A 19,541-nucleotide genomic window follows, 5' to 3' on the forward strand; every position below is an offset into this window, starting at 1 on the left:
GAACTCGACACGGACTGCGGGTAACCCCGGGCGGATCGGCCCTCCCGACCCCCGGCGGGTGCATTCCGTAGCGGAAACGCTCGCGGAGAGGACCCACCCCCACCGGCGGTGACCAGCGGGGCCTGCTCCTCCACACTGCGCGTACGGATGACGCTTGGCCGGACCCGGCCGCCCCATTCCACTCCCGCGCACCACCCACCGGCGGAACTCTGCCCGCCCACCGACGTGCGAACCGAGCCCCACCCCACCGGCCTGCGGGGGCATGACAAGGGCAGCGATACCCGAGCCCTGGCGGCCCCGCCCCTCGGGCCGCCCTCCGAGAGTGTTCACGCGCCTGGAGTCGGCGGGTCAAGGGTGGGCGCAGCCCATCGCGCAGCGACGCGACCGCAGGGAGCGCCCTTGAGGCGGCGGCGGAAGGCGCGACTCTCGGGAAGAGGGCGGCCGGACCAGAAGCCCGCGAAGCCGGGCACGCCGTTGTGCGCCGCCCGCTCCTGCGCGCGCCCCGCAATCCAAGTTCCCCCGATCGAAGGGAGGTTCGCCCTTTCCGGCCCCGCACCGCGCCTCGCCCATTACGCTCCGCCACAAGCCGACAATGGGGGTGACTTCCTCGTGGTCAACGTCCGCGATCTGGATCCGAGCGCCTCGCCGCTGAGCTACTACGGATCCGAACTCCGCCGCCTACGCGAAGCCGCAGGCCTCCGACAGGCCCAGTTGGGCGAGATCGTGTACTGCACGGGCTCCCTCATCGGCCAGATCGAGACCGCGAAGAAGGTCCCCACCCGGGACTTCTCCGAGCGCATCGACGCCGCCCTGATGACGGGGGGCGTGTTCTCGCGCCTGATCGGCCTCGTGCTGCGGAGCCAGCTCCCGAACTGGTTCCAGCCGTACGCGGAGATGGAAGCGAAGGCCGCGTACATCTCGACGTACCAGTCTCAGATGGTCTACGGCTTGCTCCAGACGGAGGCGTACGCCCGAGCGGTGATGGCGACGGGGCTGCCGGACAACCTTGAGGAGCTGGTTGCGGCGCGGATGGACCGCCAGCGGCTTCTCACCCGGGAGCGTCCGCCGATGGTGTGGGTCGTGCTCGACGAAGCAGCTCTCTGCCGCCCCATCGGTTCGTCGCAGGTCATGCGAGCCCAGTTGGAGCACTTGCTGAGCTTCCGGCGAGAGCGCTGGGTGCGCATCCAAGTGCTGCCGTTCGCAGCCGGCGAGCACGCGAGCTTGATCGGGTCGTTCAACGCCCTCCGCTTCGATGACGACCCAGACATCGTCTACACCGAAGACCTCATCTCCGGCCACATGACGGCCAACCCGGAGACGGTCAAGGAAGCGGCCCTTCGTTACGCTCACTTGCAGGCGTCCGCCCTCTCCGTAGAGGATTCGGCGGAACTGATCATGCGCGTATTGGAGGAACGCTATGGGGACCGATCCGGGCATGACCGACGCGCGCTGGCGTAAGTCCTCCTACAGCGGCAACACCGGCGGCGACTGCATCGAGTGCGCCCCCCTCGGCTCCGCCTCCTGGCGCAAGTCCTCCTTCAGCGGCAACACCGGCGGCGAATGCGTCGAGGTCGCCGATCTCTCCGCCCACGTCGCCGTCCGGGACTCCAAGGACCCCGCGGGCCCCCACTTCCGTGCCACGCCCGCCGCCTTCGCCGCGTTCGTCGCCGCCGCCGCGCAGGGGCGGCTCGGCTGACAGGCGACGGACTCGACGGGCGGCCCGCTCGGGTTCGGCCGTAGGAGGTCCGGCCGGTGACGCCGCAATGGCGGAGTCCGTCGTCAGGGGTGAACCATGGGGACGCTGAACCGCTCGGCGGGATGGGTGTAGGGGAGGCCGTCCAGCGGGAGGTCCGTGCAGAAGCGCACGAGGAGGTCGGCGAAGTCGTCCGGCCGCTCGACGGGGGCCAGGTGGTCGGTCTCCTTGACCGTCAGGAACCGGGCGCCCGGCAGGCGGCGCGCCACCTCACGGCCCATCGCCGGGGTGGTCAACGTGTCGAACTCACCGGTCACCACCAGGGCGGGGACGTCCGGAGTGGAACCCGGGCGGTACCACTCGTGCCGCATCAGTCTGGCGTTGTGCTCGGCGGACTTCCGCTTCCGCTCCGGGCTCTGCCCGGCGATCCCCGCGTACACCAGACGGGAAACGGCGGCGTGTCTGCGGACCCGGGACGCTCCGGGCGGTGACATGAAGCGTTCCGTCAGCTCCTGCGCGATGGGGCTCGTCTCACCACGCTCGATCAACTCCGCCCAGCGCCGCATGGACGTCGCGTAGTCGGGTGGGATGTTCAGGCACATTCCGATGAGGGCCAGACGTTCCAGCATGTCGGGACAGTGCTGGGCGAACCGCAGTCCCACGGCCCCGCCGAAGCAGGCACCCACGAGGTTGACCCTGGGGATGCGCAGTTCCTCCAGCAGGTGGCGGACCGCGCCGGAGAGGAAGTCGATACCGAAGGAGACGGGGAGGAAGTCGCTGTCGCCGTAGCCGGGGAGGTCCACCGTGATCACGGTCGCCACCGGCGCGAGCCGCCGCTCCTGCCGCAGCCACGAGCGCCGGTCCTGCTCGGAGCCTCCGAGGATCAGTACCGGGAGGGTCCGCGGGGCGGTCTGCGGGGTGATCCGGCAGGTGTAGCGAAATCCGTGGAACGACAGCGCCCTCTCCTCGGTCGCGCCGTGGCCCGGCCCGGCTGGGACGGGGGACGCTGTACGACAGCTCTCCGGTTCCTGCGCACTGCCTGCGTCGGTGGCCACACACGCCTCCAGGAGGGACGGGGATGCCCTTTCCAACAGGCCGGCCACCGATAAGTCACGGCCTGGGGAGTTTTTCCCGCTTCTCGTGACGTTCGGTGCCGGCGATCTCGCGGGCCATCGTGGCCAGGGCCTCGGTGGCCGGGTGGGGGAAGGCGTCGCGCCAGGCCAGGAGGACGGGGAGCGGCGGGGCGTCGGTGAGCGGGCGGTAGGTGACGCCCGGGTGCGGGTGGAGCGCGGCCGTGGAGGCGGAGGAGACACCGACGCCCCGGCCGGCGGCGATGGCGGTGAGCCAGTCGTCGGTGTTGGCGACGGTGAGGGTGTTCGTCGGGCGGGCCGGGGGCGGCCAGAGGGCCGGTGTGGTGGTTCCGGAGACGGTGTTGAGGACGACCGTCTCGCCCGCGAGGTCCGCGAGGGTGAGGGAGGGCAGGGCGGCGAGGGGCCCGTCGGCGGGGACGGCGGCCACGCGGGGTTCGGTGGTCAGTTCGGTGGTGACGAGGCCGGGGGCCTCGACCGTGCCGCGCAGGAGCGCGGCGTCGACCTCGCCCCGGGCGAGACCGGCCGTGCGGTCGTCCACGCGGAGGAGTTCCAGCGGGGTTTCCGGGTGTTCGCGCTGCCAGCGGCGGAGCAGGGGCGTGGTGTACCGGCCGAACGCCGACCAGGCGTGTCCGAGGCGCAGGGGCCGGTGGTGGAGGCGGGCCGGGTCGACGGCCGCCTCGAAGGCGGCGAGGGCGGCGGCGGCCCGGTCGCGGAAGGCGTGACCGTCGGCCGTGAGGGCCAGGTGGTGGGTGGAGCGGTCCACCAGGCGGGCGCCGAGGTGCTGTTCGAGCGCGGCGAGCGTACGGGAGACGGCCGGCTGGGTGAGGTGGAGCCGGGCCGCTGCCCGCGTCAGGCTCGACTCCTCCGCGATGGCGAGGAAACAGCGGAGGTGACGCAGCTCGATGCTCATGCGTCCGGAGCATAACCCCAGCCCAATCGGCATTTCCGGAGCCGCGCGGGAGGCTCGTAGCGTGAAAGCGGAATGCGTACGGCAAGGGATGCGCGGTTCAGTATGATGTACTGGAAGTGCAAAGTATTGAACTGACAGTGTGAGGAGTCGCCCGGTGGACAGCCCGGTCAAGGACGTCATCCCGGCCGCGCCGGTCACCACCCCGGGGGCCGCTTCGCCCCCGGCCGCCCCCGATCCGGCACCGGCGGGCCGCCGGCTGGGGCCGGTGGCGCTCGTCGTCGCCGGCGGTCTCTCCGTACAGTTCGGGTCCGCCGTCGCCGTCCTGCTCATGCCCCGGGCGGGTGCGCTCGGCGTCGTGACGCTGCGGCTCGTCCTGGCCGCCGCCGTGCTGCTGGTCGTGTGCCGCCCGAAGGTGCGCGGCTACGGCCGCGCCGACTGGGGGACCATCGTCGCCTTCGGCACCGCCATGGCGGGCATGAACATCCTCTTCTACCAGTCCGTCGACCGGATCCCGCTGGGCGCCGCCGTCACCCTGGAGGTGCTCGGCCCGCTCGCTCTCTCCGTGATCGCGTCCCGGCGGCTGCTCAACCTCGTGTGGGCCGGGCTCGCCCTCGCCGGTGTCGTCCTCCTCAGCGGCGGCGGCTTCGACCGGCTCGACCCGGCGGGTGCGGGCTTCGCCCTCGCGGCGGGCGCGATGTGGGCGACGTACATCGTCTTCAGCGCCCGTACCGGTCGCCGTTTCCCGCAGGCCGACGGGCTCGCGCTCGCGATGGCCTTCGGCGCGGTGCTGACCGTGCCGTTCGGGATCGCGGAGGCGGGCGACAAGCTCCTCGTACCGTCCACGATCGGTCTCGGGCTCGCCGTCGCGCTGATGTCCTCCGTCCTCCCCTACACGCTGGAGATGCTGGCGCTGCGGAAGCTGCCCGCGCCCACCTTCGCCATCCTCATGAGCCTGGAACCGGCCATCGCGGCCACGGCGGGCTTCCTCGTCCTCAGCCAGGCCCTGGCCGTCACCGACGCCCTGGCCATCGCCCTCGTCATCACGGCGAGCATGGGCGCGGTCCGCACCCAGGTCGGCCCGGCCCGCAGGAAGGCGGCCGGCGGCGCGGGCGCCGCTCCGCTCCCGTAGGGCCGGGGCCGGTCACCGGGCCACGGCGTAGCGCCTGCGGGCCGCCCGGCCGGCGGCGCCCCGCTCGCCCGTCGGTCCCCGGTGATCCGCGTGCCGGCTCCTAAACTGCCGCGCATGATCGCCGAATTGCAGTGCGTCGTCCTCGACTGTCCCGATCCGCAGGAACTCGCGGAGTTCTACCGCGCGGTGCTCGGCGGGGAGGTGGACAAGCCCGACGAGCGGTGGGCGCCCGACGACAGCTGGACCACCCTGCACGTGCCGGGCGGGCAGGTGCTGTGCTTCCAGCGCGCCACCGACCACCGGCCGCCGACGTGGCCGGATCCCGAGCGTCCGCAGCAGTTCCACCTCGACCTCCAGGTCCCCGACCTCGACGCGGCGCAGGAGCGGGTCCTGGCCCTGGGGGCGCGGCTGCTGGACGACGGCGGCGGCGACCGGGTGTGGCGGGTGTACGCGGACCTCGCCGGGCACCCGTTCTGCCTGGTCCGGCACCGTCCGTCCGGCCGCTGACCCGATCCTGTCGGACCTTGGCCGCCGGCCTGTTTCGGCGCCCCGCCCCGGCCCGGACGATGGATCCGTACCCGACGCGCGACACCGGTCGCCGTCACGCCGAGGAGGGGAGCCGAGCATGGCCCTGGAGATGCGAGACCGGTGCGAGCGCTGCGGGACGGCGGCCCTCGCCCCGGACGGGCCCGCCCGCATCTGCTCCTACGAGTGCAGCTTCTGCGTCCCCTGCGCCGACGCCATGGACGGCGTCTGCCCCAACTGCGGCGGCGAACTGGTCGTCCGCCCGCGCCGCTCGGAGAAGGCCTGACCCACGGCGGTGCGGCCCGGCGGGCCTCCCCCGCCGTGCGGAGCGCGACCGGGTCACGAGGGTGGCGAGGTGGGCGTGCCGCCGGACGCGGCGCGCGGAGGTCGCGGGCGGGGCTCCGTCCCGGTGCGGGTGAACGCCCACAGGAGGAACGCGGCGCAACTGATCCCGGCGCCCAGTGCGCAGACCGCGCCCCAGCCGGCCAGGGCGTGGAGCCAGGTCGCGGCGAGGGCACCGGTGGCACTGCCGATCGAGTAGAAGATCATGTATCCGCCGATCAGGCGGCTGCCCGCGTCCGGGCGGAGTTCGTAGACGAGGGCCTGGTTGGTGACGTGGACGGCCTGGACGGCGAGGTCGAGGAGGATCACGCCGACCGCCAGGGCCCAGAGCGAGTCGCGGGTGAAGGACAGCGGCAGCCAGGAGACGGTGAGCAGTGCGAGGCCGATGCCGGTGGTCCGCTGCGAAAGGCCCCGGTCGTTCAGGCGGCCCGCGGCCGTCGCGGCCAGCGCTCCCACGGCGCCGACCAGGCCGAAGGCCCCGATCGCGGTGTGGGAGAGCGAGTGCGGGGCCTCGCTCAGCGGCAGGGCGACGCTGCTCCACAGGGTGCTGAACGCGGCGAAGATCAGCAGACCGAGCAGGGCGCGGAGCCGGAACAGCCGTTCCGTCGCGAACAGCGTGAACGTGGAGCGGAGGAGCCGGCTGTAACGCAGCCGCCGGGGTGTGGTGGGGGAGGGCGGGAGCGTCCGGTGCAGGACCAGGACGAGCAGGGCGGTGAGCAGGGCCGAGGCGAGGTAGACCGAGCGCCACCCGGCGAGGTCGGCCATGAGGCCGGAGGCCGTACGGGCGAGCAGGATCCCGATGACGACGCCGCTGGTCACCATGCCGACGACACCACCGCGCCGGGCAGGGCCCGCGAGGGACGCGGCGAAGGCGACCAGCGTCTGCGTGACCACGGCGAGGAGGCCCACCGCGGCCATGGCGGCCAGGAGGACCGCGGCGGTTCGGGCGGTGGCCACGGCCACGAGGGCCACCACGAGGAGGAGCATCTGGACCACGACGAGCCGTTCGCGAGCGACGACGTCACCGAGCGGGACGAGGAGGAAGAGCCCCGCGCCGTATCCGATCTGCGTGAGGGTGACGACGGCGCCGACGAGCGCCGGGCTCATCGAGAGGTCGTGGCCCATGGTCACGAGGAGCGGCTGGGCGAAGTACACGTTGGCCACGGCCGACCCGCAGGCGAGCGCGAAGAGCACGACGAGGCGTCGGGGCAGGGCGGGATCGGGCGCGCCGGGATCCTTGTGCCGCCTCCCCCCTCGCGCCGTGGCCGGCGTGTCCGTGCCCGTCCTGCCGTCGCGCGCCATCCCGTACCCCTCCGCCATCTGGTTTCAACTTGCTACCAGGCTGACCGTAGACCTCCTTGGTAGCATGTTGCAACCAGGGGCAGAGAGGATGAGGACGGTCATGGTGAAGAGGACGCGCTTCGACGACAGCGACTGTCCTGTCGCGCGATCGGTCGACGCCATCGGTGACTGGTGGTCGCTGCTGATCGTGCGGGACGCCTTCGACGGGAGCCGCAGGTTCGGGGAGTTCCAGCGCGGCCTCGGGGTGGCGAAGAACATCCTCGCCGCCCGCCTGCGCGATCTGGTCGCCGGCGGCGTCCTCGAATCCGTCCCCGCGTCGGACGGCAGCGCGTACCGGGAGTACGTGCTCACGCCCAAGGGGAAGGCGCTCTTTCCGGTCGTCGTGGCGCTGCGGCAGTGGGGTGAGGGGAACTTCTTCTCTCCCGGCGAACCGCACTCCGAGCTGGTCGACCGCGACCACGGCCGCCCGCTGAGCCCCCTGGTGGTCCGCGCCGCGGACGGAAGGGCGATCGGGCCCGACGACACCGTGGTGCACAAGCTCCCCAGGGGCTGAGCCGGCACCGGCCGGTGCCGGCTCGCGGACGCCTTCCGGGTGGGGCTCCTTCCCTCGCCGTGCACGTGCCGCCACGGCCCGTGGGGCGGGCCGGGTCCGGCGGTGGGATCCGGTCGTGACCGTCCTGACGAGATGTCATGGGTGATCAATTCAAGCAAGCATGCTTGATTGTTTCCCGCTTCGCTGCCATGCTCCAGGGCACGCCGTCGTGTCCCGAGCCCGCGAGTCTCCCGAGGGGAGCGCACCGTGTCCGACCCCGCCGTCGTCCTCGCCGATCTGCGCGAGGAGAGCGAAGAACTCGACGCACTCGTCGCGGAGTTGAGTACGGAGGGGTGGGCGGCTCCCACCCCCGCGCCCGGCTGGACGATCGCCCACCAGATCGCCCACCTCGCCTGGACCGACCGGGCCGCGCTCCTCGCCGCCACCGACGCCGAGGCCTTCGCCGCCGAGACCGAGAAGGCCCTCGCCGCACCCGACCGCTTCGTGGACGAGGGCGCGGAGGAGGGGGCGAAGCTGCCGCCCGCCGACCTGCTCGCCCGTTGGCGCGCCGGCCGGGAACGCCTCCAGGACGCCCTGCGGTCCGTGCCGCCCGGCGCGCGGTTCCCCTGGTACGGGCCGCCCATGAGCGCCCCCGCCATGGCCACCGCCCGGCTGATGGAGACCTGGGCGCACGGGCAGGACGTGGCGGACGCCCTCGGAGTCGTCCGCGCACCGACCGCCCGGCTCCGGCACGTGGCGTGGATCGGCCACCGGGCCCGCGACTACGCCTACCTCGTCCGGGGCGAGCAGGCCCCCGCCGAGCCGTTCCGCCTCGAACTCACCGCGCCCGACGGCACCCTGTGGACGTACGGCCCCGAGGCCGCCGCCCAGCGCGTCACCGGACCGGCGCTCGACTTCTGCCTCCTCGTCACCCAGCGCGTCCACCGGGCCGACACCGCGCTCGCCGCACACGGCCCCGACGCCGAACGGTGGCTCGGCATCGCCCAGGCCTTCGCCGGACCGGCGGGACAGGGGCGCGCCCCGAAGGGAGCCGGGGCGTGACCCTGCGGATCGGCAACGCCTCCGGCTTCTACGGCGACCGCTTCGACGCCGTCCGCGAGATGCTCACCGGCGGCGAACTCGACGTCCTCACCGGCGACTACCTCGCCGAACTCACCCTCCTCATCCTCGGCCGCGACCAGCTCAAGGACCCCTCCACCGGCTACGCGAAGACCTTCCTGCGCCAGATGGAGGAGGGCCTGGGCCTCGCCCACGAGCGCGGCGTCCGCATCGTCACCAACGCGGGCGGCCTCAACCCGGCCGGCCTCGCCGACGCGCTGCGCGCCCTCGCCGCGAAGCTGGGCCTGCCCACCCGGATCGCCCACGTCGAGGGCGACCGGCTGCCGCCCGGGCCGGGCGTCCTCACCGCCAACGCCTACCTGGGCGGCGCCGGGATCGCCGCGTGCCTCGCCGCCGGCGCCGATGTCGTCGTCACCGGCCGGGTCACGGACGCCGCCCTCGTCACCGGCCCGGCGCAGTGGCACTTCGGCTGGGGACCGGGGGAGTACGACCGGCTCGCGGGCGCGGTCGTCGCCGGGCACGTCCTGGAGTGCGGCACCCAGGCCACCGGCGGCAACTACGCCTTCTTCACCGGGCACGACCCGCGCACCTTCCGACGCCCCGGCTTCCCCCTCGCCGAACTGCGCGCCGACGGCTCCTCCGTCATCACCAAGCACCCCGGCACCGGCGGCCTCGTCGATCTCGGCACGGTCACCGCCCAGCTCCTGTACGAGACCTCCGGCGCCCGCTACGAGGGGCCCGACGTGACCGCCCGGCTGGACACCGTACGGCTCACGCGGGAGGGGCCCGACCGGGTACGGATCGACGGGGTGCGCGGCGAGGCCCCGCCCCCCACCCTGAAGGTCGCCCGCACCCGGCTCGGCGGCTTCCGCAACGAGGTGGTGTTCGTCCTCACCGGACTCGACATCGAGGCCAAGGCGGCCCTGGTCCGGGCCCAGGTCGAGGACGCCCTCGCCCCCTCCCCGCCCGCCGGGACGCGCTGGGAACTCGCCCGCACCGACCGGCCCGACGCCCCCACCGAGGAGACGGCCAGCGCCCTGCTCCGGCTCGTCGTCAGGGACCCCGACCCCGAGAAGGTGGGCCGGGCCCTGACCGGGGCCGCGATCGAACTGGCCCTCGCCAGCTACCCCGGTTTCCACGTCACCGCGCCACCGGGCAAGGGTTCCCCCTACGGGATCTGCGAGGCGGTGTACGTGCCCGCCGGCACCGTCCCGCACACGGCGGTCCTGCCGGACGGCACCCGCCAGGAGATCCCGCCGCCCGTGCCCCCGCCCCCGGCCGCGCCCGTACCGCCCTCCGAGCCTCCCGCCCTTCCACCGCCCCTCCCGCCCGGCCCCGTACGGCGCGTGCCGCTCGGGCGGATCGCCGGGGCCCGCAGCGGCGACAAGGGCGGGGACGCCAACGTCGGCGTGTGGGTCCGCACGGACGAGGAGTGGCGCTGGCTCGCCCACACCCTCACCACCGACCTCTTCCGCACCCTGCTCCCCGAGACCGCCGGCCTGGCCGTCACCCGGCACGTCCTGCCGAACCTGAGGGCCCTCAACTTCACCGTCGCCGGAATCCTCGGCGAGGGCGTCGCTTCCCAGTCCCGGTTCGACCCGCAGGGCAAGGCCCTCGGCGAATGGCTCCGCTCCCGCCACACCGACGTACCGGAGGTCCTCCTGTGACCGTCCTCGCCTCCGCCCTCGACACCGGCGGCCCCGACCACGCCGCGCACCGGGCCGCCATGCTGGAGAAGCTGGCCGCCCTCGACGCCGAACACGCCAAGGCCCTCGCGGGCGGCGGCGAGAAGTACACCGCCCGGCACCGGCGGCGCGGCAAGCTCCTCGCCCGCGAGCGCGTCGAGCTCCTGGTCGACCCCGACAGCCCCTTCCTGGAACTGTCCCCGCTCGCCGGCTGGGGCAGTGACTACACCGTAGGGGCCTCCCTGATCACCGGCATCGGGGTCGTCGAGGGCGTCGAGTGCCTGATCACCGCCAACGACCCGACCGTGCGCGGCGGCGCCTCCAACCCGTGGACGCTGAGGAAGGCGCTGCGCGCCAACGAGATCGCGTACGCCAACCGCCTCCCGGTCCTCTCGCTCGTGGAGTCCGGCGGTGCCGACCTGCCGTCCCAGAAGGAGATCTTCATCCCCGGCGGGGCCCTCTTCCGCGACCTGACCCGGCTGTCCGCCGCCGGCATCCCGACGGTCGCGGTCGTCTTCGGCAACTCGACGGCGGGCGGGGCGTACGTCCCCGGCATGTCCGACCACACCGTGATGATCAAGGAGCGGTCGAAGGTCTTCCTCGGCGGCCCGCCGCTCGTGAAGATGGCGACCGGCGAGGAGAGCGACGACGAGTCCCTGGGCGGCGCCGAGATGCACGCCCGCACCTCCGGCCTCGCCGACCACTACGCCCTGGACGAGGCCGACGCGCTGCGCCAGGCCCGCCGGATCGTCGCCCGCCTCCACCACCGCAAGGCCCACCCCGACCCCGGACCCGCAGAGCCCCCGAAGTACGACCCCGAGGAACTCCTGGGGATCGTCCCCGGCGACCTGAGGACGCCCTTCGACCCGCGCGAGGTCATCGCCCGGATCGTCGACGGCTCCGACTTCGACGAGTTCAAGCCGCTGTACGGGCCGAGCCTGGTGACGGGCTGGGCACGGCTGCACGGCTACCCGGTCGGCGTCCTCGCCAACGCCCAAGGGGTGCTGTTCTCGGCGGAGTCGCAGAAGGCGGCGCAGTTCATCCAGCTCGCCAACCAGCGCGACATCCCGCTCGTCTTCCTCCACAACACCACCGGCTACATGGTCGGCAAGGAGTACGAGCAGGGCGGCATCATCAAGCACGGCGCCATGATGATCAACGCCGTGTCGAACTCGAAGGTCCCGCACCTCTCCGTCCTCATGGGCGCCTCCTACGGGGCCGGTCACTACGGGATGTGCGGTCGCGCCTACGACCCCCGGTTCCTCTTCGCCTGGCCCAGCGCCAAGTCCGCCGTCATGGGCCCGCAGCAGCTCGCGGGCGTCCTGTCGATCGTCGCGCGGGCCTCGGCGGAGGCGAAGGGGCAGCCGTACGACGAGGAGGCCGACGCGGGCCTGCGGGCCCTGGTCGAGGCGCAGATCGAGGCCGAGTCCCTGCCGATGTTCCTCTCCGGGCGGCTCTACGACGACGGGGTCATCGACCCCCGCGACACCCGCACGGTCCTCGGACTGTGCCTCTCCGCGATCCACACGGCACCGGTCGAGGGCGCGCGCGGCGGCTTCGGCGTCTTCCGAATGTGAGGCCTCTGGTGATCAAGACCGTCCTCGTCGCCAACCGGGGCGAGATCGCGTGCCGGGTGCTGCGCACCTGCCGTGCCCTGGGCATCGCCACCGTCGCCGTCCACTCCGACCCGGACGCGGACGCGCTGCACGTCCGCGAGGCCGACGCGACGGTACGGCTGCCGGGGGCCGCGCCCGTGGAGACGTACCTGCGCGGCGACCTGATCGTGCGGGCGGCGCTCGCGGCGGGCGCCGACGCCGTGCACCCCGGCTACGGCTTCCTCTCCGAGAACGCCGGCTTCGCGCGGGCCGTGCGCGACGCCGGCCTCGTGTGGATCGGCCCGCCGCCCGAGGCCATCGAGGCCATGGCGTCCAAGACCCGCGCCAAGGAACTCCTCGGCATCGCGCCCCTGAAGGACGTCACCGAGGCCGACCTGCCCGTCCTGGTGAAGGCGGCGGCGGGCGGCGGCGGGCGCGGCATGCGGATCGTACGGGAACTGGACGCACTGGAAGGCGAGTTGACGACGGCCTCGGCGGAGGCGGCGAGCGCCTTCGGCGACGGCGAGGTGTTCGTCGAGCCGTACGTGGAGAACGGCCGCCACGTCGAGGTGCAGCTCCTCGCCGACACCCACGGCACCGTGCTCGCGTTCGGCACCCGCGACTGCTCCCTCCAGCGCCGGCACCAGAAGGTGATCGAGGAGGCCCCGGCGCCCGGTCTGACCGCCGCCCTGGAGGCCGAACTGATCGACACGGCCGTGCGGGCGGCGAGGGCCGTCGGCTACGTGGGGGCGGGCACGGTCGAGTTCCTCGTCGCCGGCGGCCGGGCGCACTTCCTGGAGATGAACACCCGCCTCCAGGTCGAGCACCCGGTCACGGAGGCGGTGCACGGCGTCGACCTGGTCGCCCTCCAGATCGCCGTCGCCGAGGGCCGGGCGCTGCCCGCCGGACCGCCCGCCGCGCCGCGCGGACACGCCGTCGAGGCCCGGCTCTACGCCGAGGACCCGGCGCGGGCCTGGGCGCCGCAGACCGGCCTCCTGCACCGTTTCGAGATACCGGGCACGGACGGCACCGGGGCCGGTGCGCCGGCCGTCCGGGTCGACACCGGATACGTCTCGGGCGACACCGTCACCGTCCACTACGACCCCCTGCTCGCCAAGGTGATCGTCCACGCCCCGACCCGTGAGGAGGCCCTGCGCAAGCTCGCGCACACCCTGGAGCGGGCCCGGATCCACGGGCCCGTCACCAACCGGGACCTGCTCGTCGCCTCGCTGCGGCACCCCGAGTTCACCGACCCGGCCCGGCTCGACACCGGCTTCTACGAGCGGAACCCGGACATCCTCGCCACCGCCCCGCCCGGCGAGGAGCACGCGGCCGTCGCCGCCGCCCTCGCCGGGGCCGCCGCCCGCCGGGGCCGCTTCGGCGGCGGCTGGCGCAACGTCCGCTCGCAGGACGAGGTCCGCCACTACGGCGGCCACGAGGTCCGCTACCGGCCGACCCGCGACGGCGGCTACGAGGTGACCGCCCCCGAGGGCGTCCGGGTCGTGGCGGCGACGCCCGGCCGGGTGAGCCTGGAGATCGCCGGAGTCGTCCGGCACTTCGACGTCACGGCGTACGAGGGCACGGCCGGGGACGGGCACGGCGGCACCGTCCACGTCGGGCCGCACCGCCTCACCGCCCGCCCCCGCTTCGAGGACCCGCGCGAGCAGACCGCGGCCGGTTCGCTGCTCGCCCCCATGCCCGGCACCGTCGTCCGGGTCGCGGACGGCCTCGCCGTCGGCGACCCGGTGACCGCCGGCCGGCCGCTGCTGTGGCTGGAGGCCATGAAGATGGAGCACCGCGTCACCGCCCCCGCCTCCGGCACGCTCACCGCGCTCCACGCCGTCCCCGGCCGCCAGGTCGAGGTCGGTGCCCTGCTCGCCGTCGTACAGCCGGCCGAACCGGCCGGGTCGCGCCCCGCCGGGCAGCCGGCCGCCCCGGACACCGCACCGGCCGGGCCTCCGGCCGCCGCGCCGTCCCCCGTACCGCCGGGCGCGCCGTCCCCCGTACCGACCGAAGCACAGGAGGACCCGTCAGCATGAGCACCGTCATCGAGCCCGCCGAGCACACCGCGCTCCGCTCCGCCGTCTCCGCCCTCGGCCACCGCCACGGCCCCGGCTTCGACCGGGCCACCCTGTGGGCGGAGGCCGGAAAGCTCGGCTACCTCGGGGTGAACCTGCCCGAGGAGTACGGCGGCGGGGGCGGCGGCATCAGCGAACTGTCCATCGTCCTGGAGGAGGCGGGCGCCGCCGGGGCCCCGCTCCTCATGATGGTCGTCTCGCCCGCGATCTGCGGCACGGTCATCGCCCGCTTCGGCACGGACGCGCAGAAGCGCGCGTGGCTGCCGGGCCTGGCCGACGGCACGCGCACCATGGCCTTCGGCATCACCGAGCCCGACGCCGGCTCCAACTCCCACCGCATCACCACCACCGCCACCCGCACCGAGGACGGCTGGGTCCTCAACGGCCGCAAGGTCTTCGTCTCGGGCGTCGACATCGCGGACGCCACGCTGATCGTCGGCCGCACCTCCGACGCCCGCACCGGCAGCCTCAAGGCCTGCCTCTTCATCGTCCCGAGGGACACGCCGGGCTTCGGCCGCCGGCACATCGAGATGGAACTCGACGCCCACGAAAAGCAGTTCGAGCTCACCCTGGACGACGTGCACCTGTCGGCCGACGCGCTCGTCGGCGACGAGGACGCGGGCCTGCTCCAGTTGTTCGCCGGGCTCAACCCGGAGCGGATCATGACGGCCGCGTTCGCGATCGGCATGGGCCGTTACGCCCTCGGCCGTGCGGTGGCGTACGCGAAGGAGCGGCAGGTCTGGAAGGCCCCCATCGGCGCCCACCAGGCCGTCGCCCACCCGCTCGCCCAGGCCCACATCGAACTCGAACTCGCCCGCCTGATGATGCAGAAGGCGGCGCGGCTGTACGACGCGGGCGACGACGCCGGCGCGGGCGAGGCCGCCAACATGGCGAAGTACGCGGCGGCCGAGGCGTGCGTGAAGGCGGTCGACACGGCCGTCCACACCCTCGGCGGCAACGGCCTGACCAAGGAGTTCGGCCTCGCCCGGCTGATCACCGCGGCCCGGGTCGCACGGATCGCCCCGGTCAGCCGGGAGATGATCCTGAACTACGTCTCCGCCCACACCCTGGGGCTGCCCAGGTCGTACTGAACCGGCGGTTCGAGCCGTGGATCCTCCCGCTCGTGGGGCAGCGCGGCGACCTCGGGCGGCTTCCTGCCGCCGGGGGCCGCCGGGGGGTGATATCCCCTCCGGTACGGGAACACGGCGACGGCGCAGGCGGCCCTGGACCGCCGTCTCACCCGCCGATTTCGGTAAACCGCCCCCCGCTTGTGGAGGACGTGTGTACGCTCCCGCCACTTCGCCCTAGCGGCCCGATCCCTCCGGGAGCACCCACGTGTACCAGCACAACACGCCGTACCCCCCTCCTCCGCCCTGGGCTCCGCCCCGCCGCTGGTGGCAGCACCCCGCTCTGGTCGTCGTCCTGCTGGTGATCTTCCCGCCGGCCGGTATCGCCCTGGCGTGGCTGAGCCGCTGGACCACCCGGACCAAGATCGTGGCCACGGTCCTCTCGGCCCTGTGGTTCCTCCTCGCCCTGCTCATGGACGACCCCGAGCAGCGGAAGACGGACGATCCGAAGCCCGTCTCGACGGCCACGGCACCCGCCACCACGGAGCCCCCGAGCCCCAGCCCCACCACCTCCACCCCGACGCCCGCACCCTCGTCGGCCGCACCGGCCTCGGCCACGCCCTCGACGGAGCCGACCCCGCAGCCGACCAGGGAGGTGACGACCGAGGCGCCCGAGCCCACCGCCGCCCCGACCACCGAGGCGCCGGAACCGACGCGGACCGCCGTGGCGGTCCCCACCACCACCCGCGCCCCGGCCCCGCGCCAGACGACCCGGCAGGCCGAGACCGCCGAACCGACCGAGACGGCCGACGAGTCGAGCGTGTACTACGCCAACTGCTCGGCCGTCCGCGCCGCCGGCGCCGCCCCGATCCGCGTGGGTGACCCCGGCTACGCCCGTCACCTCGACCGTGACGGCGACGGCGTGGCCTGCGAGCGCTGACGCGCGGGGCCCCGGGGGTCACGGCCCCTGGGGCCGCCCGGCCGCTTCCCTGAACCATGCAGGCGTGCTTGCTTGTTTCCCGGGGTACGGAGAAGGTCTGCCCACCCCGTACCGGTACCCGCGATCCCGTCGCTCAGCCCCCCGCCCCGCCCTTTCCCCGGCGGGGGCGGCGTCGGGAACGAACCTCCGTCGAGAGTTGAGGAACCGCACGTGACCTTGATCCGCAGCACCGAGGAGCGGGGCATCGCCACCCTCGCCCTCGACTCCCCGGCCACCCGCAACGCCCTCTCCGCGCCCCTCGTCGGCGAACTCGCCGACGCGCTGGAGGCCTGCGCGAAGGACCCGGCCGTCCGGGCCGTCGTCCTCACCCACACCGGCACCACCTTCAGCGCGGGCGCCGACCTGAAGGCGCCACCGAGCCCGTACGCCTTCGTCGACCTGCTCCGGCGGATCGTCGAACTGCCCAAACCGGTCGTCGCCCACGTCACCGCCGGCTCCCACACCCGCGCGGGCGGGGTCGGCATCCTCGGCGCCTGCGACATCGTGGTGGCGGGCGAGGGGGCCGACTTCGCCCTCACCGAGGTACGGCTCGGGGTCGCCCCCGCCGTCGTCTCCCTCACCCTCCTGCCGCGCCTGGAGCCGCGCGCCGCCACCCGCCACTACCTCACCGGCGAGCACTTCGGTGTCCCCGAGGCCGTCACCATGGGGCTCGTCACGGCCGGCGACGAGGCTCTCGACGGCATCCTCGACGCCCTGCGCGCGGCCTCCCCGCAGGGACTGCGCGAGGCGAAGCGGCTGGTCACCGCTAGAGTCCTGGAGACCTTCGAACGCGATGCGGAGGACCTCGTGCAGAGGTCGGCGACGCTGTTCGCCTCCGCCGAAGCACGCGAAGGGATGACGGCCTTCCTCGAGCGACGGGACCCCGCATGGCGGCTGTGACCGCACCCAAGCAGGACCGGAGCCGCGCCACCCGGCAGCGGCTCCTGGAGGCCGCCGTGTCCTGCCTGGCCGAGCACGGCTGGGCGGGCTCCACGGTGGCCGTCGTCGCCGAACGGGCCGGCGTCTCCCGGGGCGCCGCCCAGCACCACTTCCCGACCCGCGAGGACCTCTTCACCGCGGCCGTCGAGTACGTCGCCGAGGAACGCTCCCAGGCCCTGCGCGCCCTGCCGGCCCGCGACCGCGAGGAGGCCGTCGCCGGCATCGTCGCCCTCTACACCGGCCCCCTCTTCCGGGCCGCGCTCCAGCTGTGGGTGGCGGCCGCCCACGAGGACCAGCTCCGCGACCGGGTCGCCGAGCTGGAGGCCCGTGTCGGCCGCGAGTCCCACCGCATCGCCGTCGACCTGCTCGGTGCCGACGAGTCCCGCCCCGGCGTCCGGGAGACCGTCCAGGGCCTCCTCGACATGGCCCGCGGCCTGGGCCTGGCCACCCTCCTCACCGACGACACCACCCGCCGCGAGCGGGTGGTGTCCCAGTGGGCCCGCCTGGTCGGCGAGGCCCTGGACGGCTAGAGGTCCACCTCCCGGTCAGCGCACCCCGAAGCGCTCGGCCCAGTCGGCCACGTCCGCGGTCGTGACGTTGCCGCCGCAGATCACCAGGCCCAGCCGGGCGTCCTCGCCGACGCGCGCGAGCACCCGGCGGGCGGCGGGCAGCAGGCATCCGGCGGCGGGTTCGGCCCACACCTTGGCGTGCTCGGCCAGGTCGAGGGTGCCCCGCACGGCCTCGGCGTCGGTCACCGTGACGACGTCCGTGACCAGGGCGCGGACGTGCTCGTAGGTGAGGGGCGAGACGCTGGGGGCGCTCAGCGTGGAGACGACCGAGGACAGCTCGACCGGCACCGGGCCGCCCGCGGCCAGCGCCGACGACATGGCGTCGGCGCCCTCGGTCTCCACGCCCCAGACGCGGACGCCGGGGCGGAGCGCGCGCAGGGCGGCGGCGACACCGGCGATCAGGCCTCCGCCGCCGATGCTGACGAGGACGTCGGTGAGCTCGCCCGCGTCCTCGGCGAGTTCAAGGCCGACCGTGCCCTGGGCGGCGACGACGGTGGGGTCGTCGAAGGGGTGGACGACGGTGAGCCCGGAGGCCCGGTACTCGTCCATGAGGGCGAAGGCCCGGCCCATGGTGTCGGCGAGGACGACGTCGGCGCCGGCCGCCTTGGCGATGTCCACCGCGCGGGCCGGGGCGGACCGCGGCATGACGACGGTCGCGCGGACGTCGAGCGCGCCCGCCATCACGGCGAGCGCGATGCCGTGGTTGCCGCCGCTTACCGCGACCACCCCCGCGGCCCGTTCGGCCTCGTCGAGCGAGAGGAGCTTGGCGGTGGCCCCGCGCGCCTTGAACGAGCCCGTGCGCTGGAGCAGTTCGAGTTTCACGGTGACGTCCGCGCCCAGGAGCGCGGACAGCCCGACGCCGGGCAGCGTCGGGGTCCGTACGACGTGGTCCTTGATGCGTTCGGCTGCGGCTTCGATGTCCGCGACAGTGGTCAGCACGCGACCACTGTGCCCCACGGGGCCCGTCCGCGCCGCCGGTCAGACACCCGGGATCTCGCGGGCCCGGAAGGCGTCCCGTACGGCCTGCGCCGCGCCCGCCCCGTACATCCGCTCCGCCGTCGCGACCGTCGTCCGCGCCGCCGCCTCGAAGCTGGTGTCGGCGGTGAAGCCGAACTGCGCGTTGATGATGATCCGGTCGGCGGTGCGGGCGCCGAGCGACCGGCGGATGTCGAAGAGGGCCCGCGACCAGATCTCGCCGTCGGCGTGGACCTCGCCCTCGCGGTCCGCGTACGTCTTGGTGCCGTCGAGGCGGCGCAGGCAGTGCGGGGCGGCGCTGTAGCCGGTGGCGTCCCAGTCGGCGACGCAGGCCTGGTCGGCCTTCATCGGCCAGCCGTACTTCTGGACGGCGTGCGTGCCGACGGCCATGGCCAGGTAGTCGCCGAAGGCCTCGCCGATCGAGCCGGCCTCCACGGAGGTGCCGAAGCCGGGGACCTGCGCGTGGTGCACGGCGTGGCCGTACTCGTGGAGGATCACCTCGGCGTCCTCCGCGTCGTCCACGCCGCCCTTGCCGAAGCGGATCTCGGCCTTCTTGTCGGTGAAGTACGAGTTGTCGGCGCCCCACTGGTTGAGGCGGACCGGCTGCACCCGGTCGTTGGCGCCGCGCAGTTCGGTGCCGAAACCGAGGCCCTGCAGGTACTCCTGGCCCTCGTTGACCCAGAAGTACGCCATGACCTGCTCGAACTGGTCCTGGGAGCGGTCGTACGACGCGGCGTCGGCGACCTTCGCGGGGGCGCCGGTCTCCGAGCGGACGGTGACCCACTTCCCGGACAGGGTGCCGCTCGCGTCGAGGTTGCGCAGGGTGGCCAGCGCGTAGGCGGAGGCGGGCACGTCGCCGGCCGCGTCCTTGTGGTCGGCGAGGGTCTGGTCCCCGGTGGACTGGACGGGGTTGACCATGAAGACCCGGCCCTGGGGCAGGGGCGCGGCGCTCGCTCCGGTCAGCGGGAGCAGGGCGGTGGTGGCGACGGTCGCGGCGACCAGGCCACGGAACATGCGGCGGCGGGACATGGACATCCTCCTGCGCGGGGA

19 protein-coding genes are annotated in these 19,541 nt (G+C 73.9%); 14 read left to right on the top strand and 5 right to left on the bottom strand.

All coding sequences use genetic code 11. From position 1 onward, the window contains the following. Positions 1-609: 609 nt before the first annotated feature. Entirely contained in the window at positions 610-1,458 is an 849-nt protein-coding gene (locus ABTY40_RS29310) for a helix-turn-helix domain-containing protein (protein ID WP_352062279.1), read from the top strand. Next, complete coding sequence (locus tag ABTY40_RS29315; RefSeq protein WP_352062280.1) at positions 1,436-1,696, top strand: DUF397 domain-containing protein; 261 nt, start codon at positions 1,436-1,438, stop codon at positions 1,694-1,696. The genes ABTY40_RS29310 and ABTY40_RS29315 overlap by 23 nt, the downstream gene beginning before the upstream one ends. An 83-nt stretch (positions 1,697-1,779) precedes the next feature. On the opposite strand, the gene ABTY40_RS29320 is transcribed toward ABTY40_RS29315, so the two are convergent. Both ABTY40_RS29320 and ABTY40_RS29325 read right to left on the bottom strand, forming a co-directional pair. Next, on the bottom strand, positions 1,780-2,748 hold the full coding sequence (locus tag ABTY40_RS29320) for an alpha/beta fold hydrolase (protein WP_352062281.1): 969 nt from the start codon (positions 2,746-2,748) through the stop codon (positions 1,780-1,782). 55 nt (positions 2,749-2,803) lie between these two features. Next, positions 2,804-3,694 carry a LysR family transcriptional regulator gene (locus ABTY40_RS29325; RefSeq protein WP_352062282.1) on the bottom strand — a complete coding sequence of 297 codons (891 nt, stop codon included), beginning with the start codon at positions 3,692-3,694 and terminating at the stop codon, positions 2,804-2,806. Between the two features lie 178 nt (positions 3,695-3,872). On the opposite strand from ABTY40_RS29325, the gene ABTY40_RS29330 reads away from it, so the two are divergent. From ABTY40_RS29330 to ABTY40_RS29340, 3 genes are all read left to right on the top strand, one after another. Continuing rightward, entirely contained in the window at positions 3,873-4,823 is a 951-nt protein-coding gene (locus ABTY40_RS29330; RefSeq protein WP_502990707.1) for an EamA family transporter, read from the top strand. 114 nt (positions 4,824-4,937) lie between these two features. Then, on the top strand, positions 4,938-5,330 hold the full coding sequence (locus tag ABTY40_RS29335; RefSeq protein WP_352062284.1) for a VOC family protein: 393 nt from the start codon (positions 4,938-4,940) through the stop codon (positions 5,328-5,330). A 118-nt stretch (positions 5,331-5,448) separates the two neighbouring features. Next, entirely contained in the window at positions 5,449-5,634 is a 186-nt protein-coding gene (locus ABTY40_RS29340) for a DUF1272 domain-containing protein (protein ID WP_352062285.1), read from the top strand. Positions 5,635-5,687: 53 nt separating this feature from the next. Here the strand turns inward: ABTY40_RS29340 and ABTY40_RS29345 are convergent, their stop codons facing one another. Continuing rightward, positions 5,688-6,992 carry an MFS transporter gene (locus ABTY40_RS29345; RefSeq protein WP_352062286.1) on the bottom strand — a complete coding sequence of 435 codons (1,305 nt, stop codon included), beginning with the start codon at positions 6,990-6,992 and terminating at the stop codon, positions 5,688-5,690. 100 nt (positions 6,993-7,092) lie between these two features. Here ABTY40_RS29345 and ABTY40_RS29350 point away from each other — a divergent pair, with 100 nt between their 5' ends. The 9 genes from ABTY40_RS29350 to ABTY40_RS29390 all read left to right on the top strand — a co-directional run bounded on the left by ABTY40_RS29350 (position 7,093) and on the right by ABTY40_RS29390 (position 17,477). Further along, complete coding sequence (locus tag ABTY40_RS29350) at positions 7,093-7,545, top strand: winged helix-turn-helix transcriptional regulator (protein ID WP_352062287.1); 453 nt, start codon at positions 7,093-7,095, stop codon at positions 7,543-7,545. A 246-nt stretch (positions 7,546-7,791) separates the two neighbouring features. Then, on the top strand, positions 7,792-8,586 hold the full coding sequence (locus ABTY40_RS29355; protein WP_352062288.1) for a TIGR03084 family metal-binding protein: 795 nt from the start codon (positions 7,792-7,794) through the stop codon (positions 8,584-8,586). After that, entirely contained in the window at positions 8,583-10,271 is a 1,689-nt protein-coding gene (locus ABTY40_RS29360; protein ID WP_352062289.1) for an acyclic terpene utilization AtuA family protein, read from the top strand. Before ABTY40_RS29355 ends, ABTY40_RS29360 begins: the two co-directional genes overlap by 4 nt. Then, positions 10,268-11,866, top strand: a complete 1,599-nt coding sequence (locus ABTY40_RS29365; protein ID WP_352062290.1) for an acyl-CoA carboxylase subunit beta — start codon at positions 10,268-10,270, stop codon at positions 11,864-11,866. Before ABTY40_RS29360 ends, ABTY40_RS29365 begins: the two co-directional genes overlap by 4 nt. 8 nt (positions 11,867-11,874) lie before the next feature. Further along, positions 11,875-13,923, top strand: a complete 2,049-nt coding sequence (locus ABTY40_RS29370; protein ID WP_352062291.1) for an ATP-binding protein — start codon at positions 11,875-11,877, stop codon at positions 13,921-13,923. Next, positions 13,920-15,053 carry an acyl-CoA dehydrogenase family protein gene (locus ABTY40_RS29375; RefSeq protein ID WP_352062292.1) on the top strand — a complete coding sequence of 378 codons (1,134 nt, stop codon included), beginning with the start codon at positions 13,920-13,922 and terminating at the stop codon, positions 15,051-15,053. The genes ABTY40_RS29370 and ABTY40_RS29375 overlap by 4 nt, the downstream gene beginning before the upstream one ends. Positions 15,054-15,297: 244 nt before the next feature. After that, entirely contained in the window at positions 15,298-15,969 is a 672-nt protein-coding gene (locus tag ABTY40_RS29380; protein WP_352062293.1) for an excalibur calcium-binding domain-containing protein, read from the top strand. A 210-nt stretch (positions 15,970-16,179) separates the two neighbouring features. Next, the gene (locus ABTY40_RS29385; RefSeq protein WP_352062294.1) at positions 16,180-16,908 is read left to right on the top strand and encodes an enoyl-CoA hydratase family protein; all 729 of its coding nucleotides are present in this window, start codon (positions 16,180-16,182) and stop codon (positions 16,906-16,908) included. Beyond that, complete coding sequence (locus tag ABTY40_RS29390) at positions 16,896-17,477, top strand: TetR/AcrR family transcriptional regulator (protein WP_352062295.1); 582 nt, start codon at positions 16,896-16,898, stop codon at positions 17,475-17,477. Before ABTY40_RS29385 ends, ABTY40_RS29390 begins: the two co-directional genes overlap by 13 nt. A 15-nt stretch (positions 17,478-17,492) precedes the next feature. Here the strand turns inward: ABTY40_RS29390 and ABTY40_RS29395 are convergent, their stop codons facing one another. Continuing rightward, on the bottom strand, positions 17,493-18,452 hold the full coding sequence (locus ABTY40_RS29395) for a threonine/serine dehydratase family protein (RefSeq protein ID WP_352062307.1): 960 nt from the start codon (positions 18,450-18,452) through the stop codon (positions 17,493-17,495). A 42-nt stretch (positions 18,453-18,494) separates the two neighbouring features. Next, entirely contained in the window at positions 18,495-19,520 is a 1,026-nt protein-coding gene (locus ABTY40_RS29400) for a M4 family metallopeptidase (RefSeq protein ID WP_352062296.1), read from the bottom strand. Between the last annotated feature and the right edge of the window lie 21 nt (positions 19,521-19,541).

The sequence above is a fragment of the Streptomyces sp. NPDC126503 genome, assembly GCF_040302405.1.
Lineage (GTDB): Bacteria > Actinomycetota > Actinomycetes > Streptomycetales > Streptomycetaceae > Streptomyces > Streptomyces gulbargensis.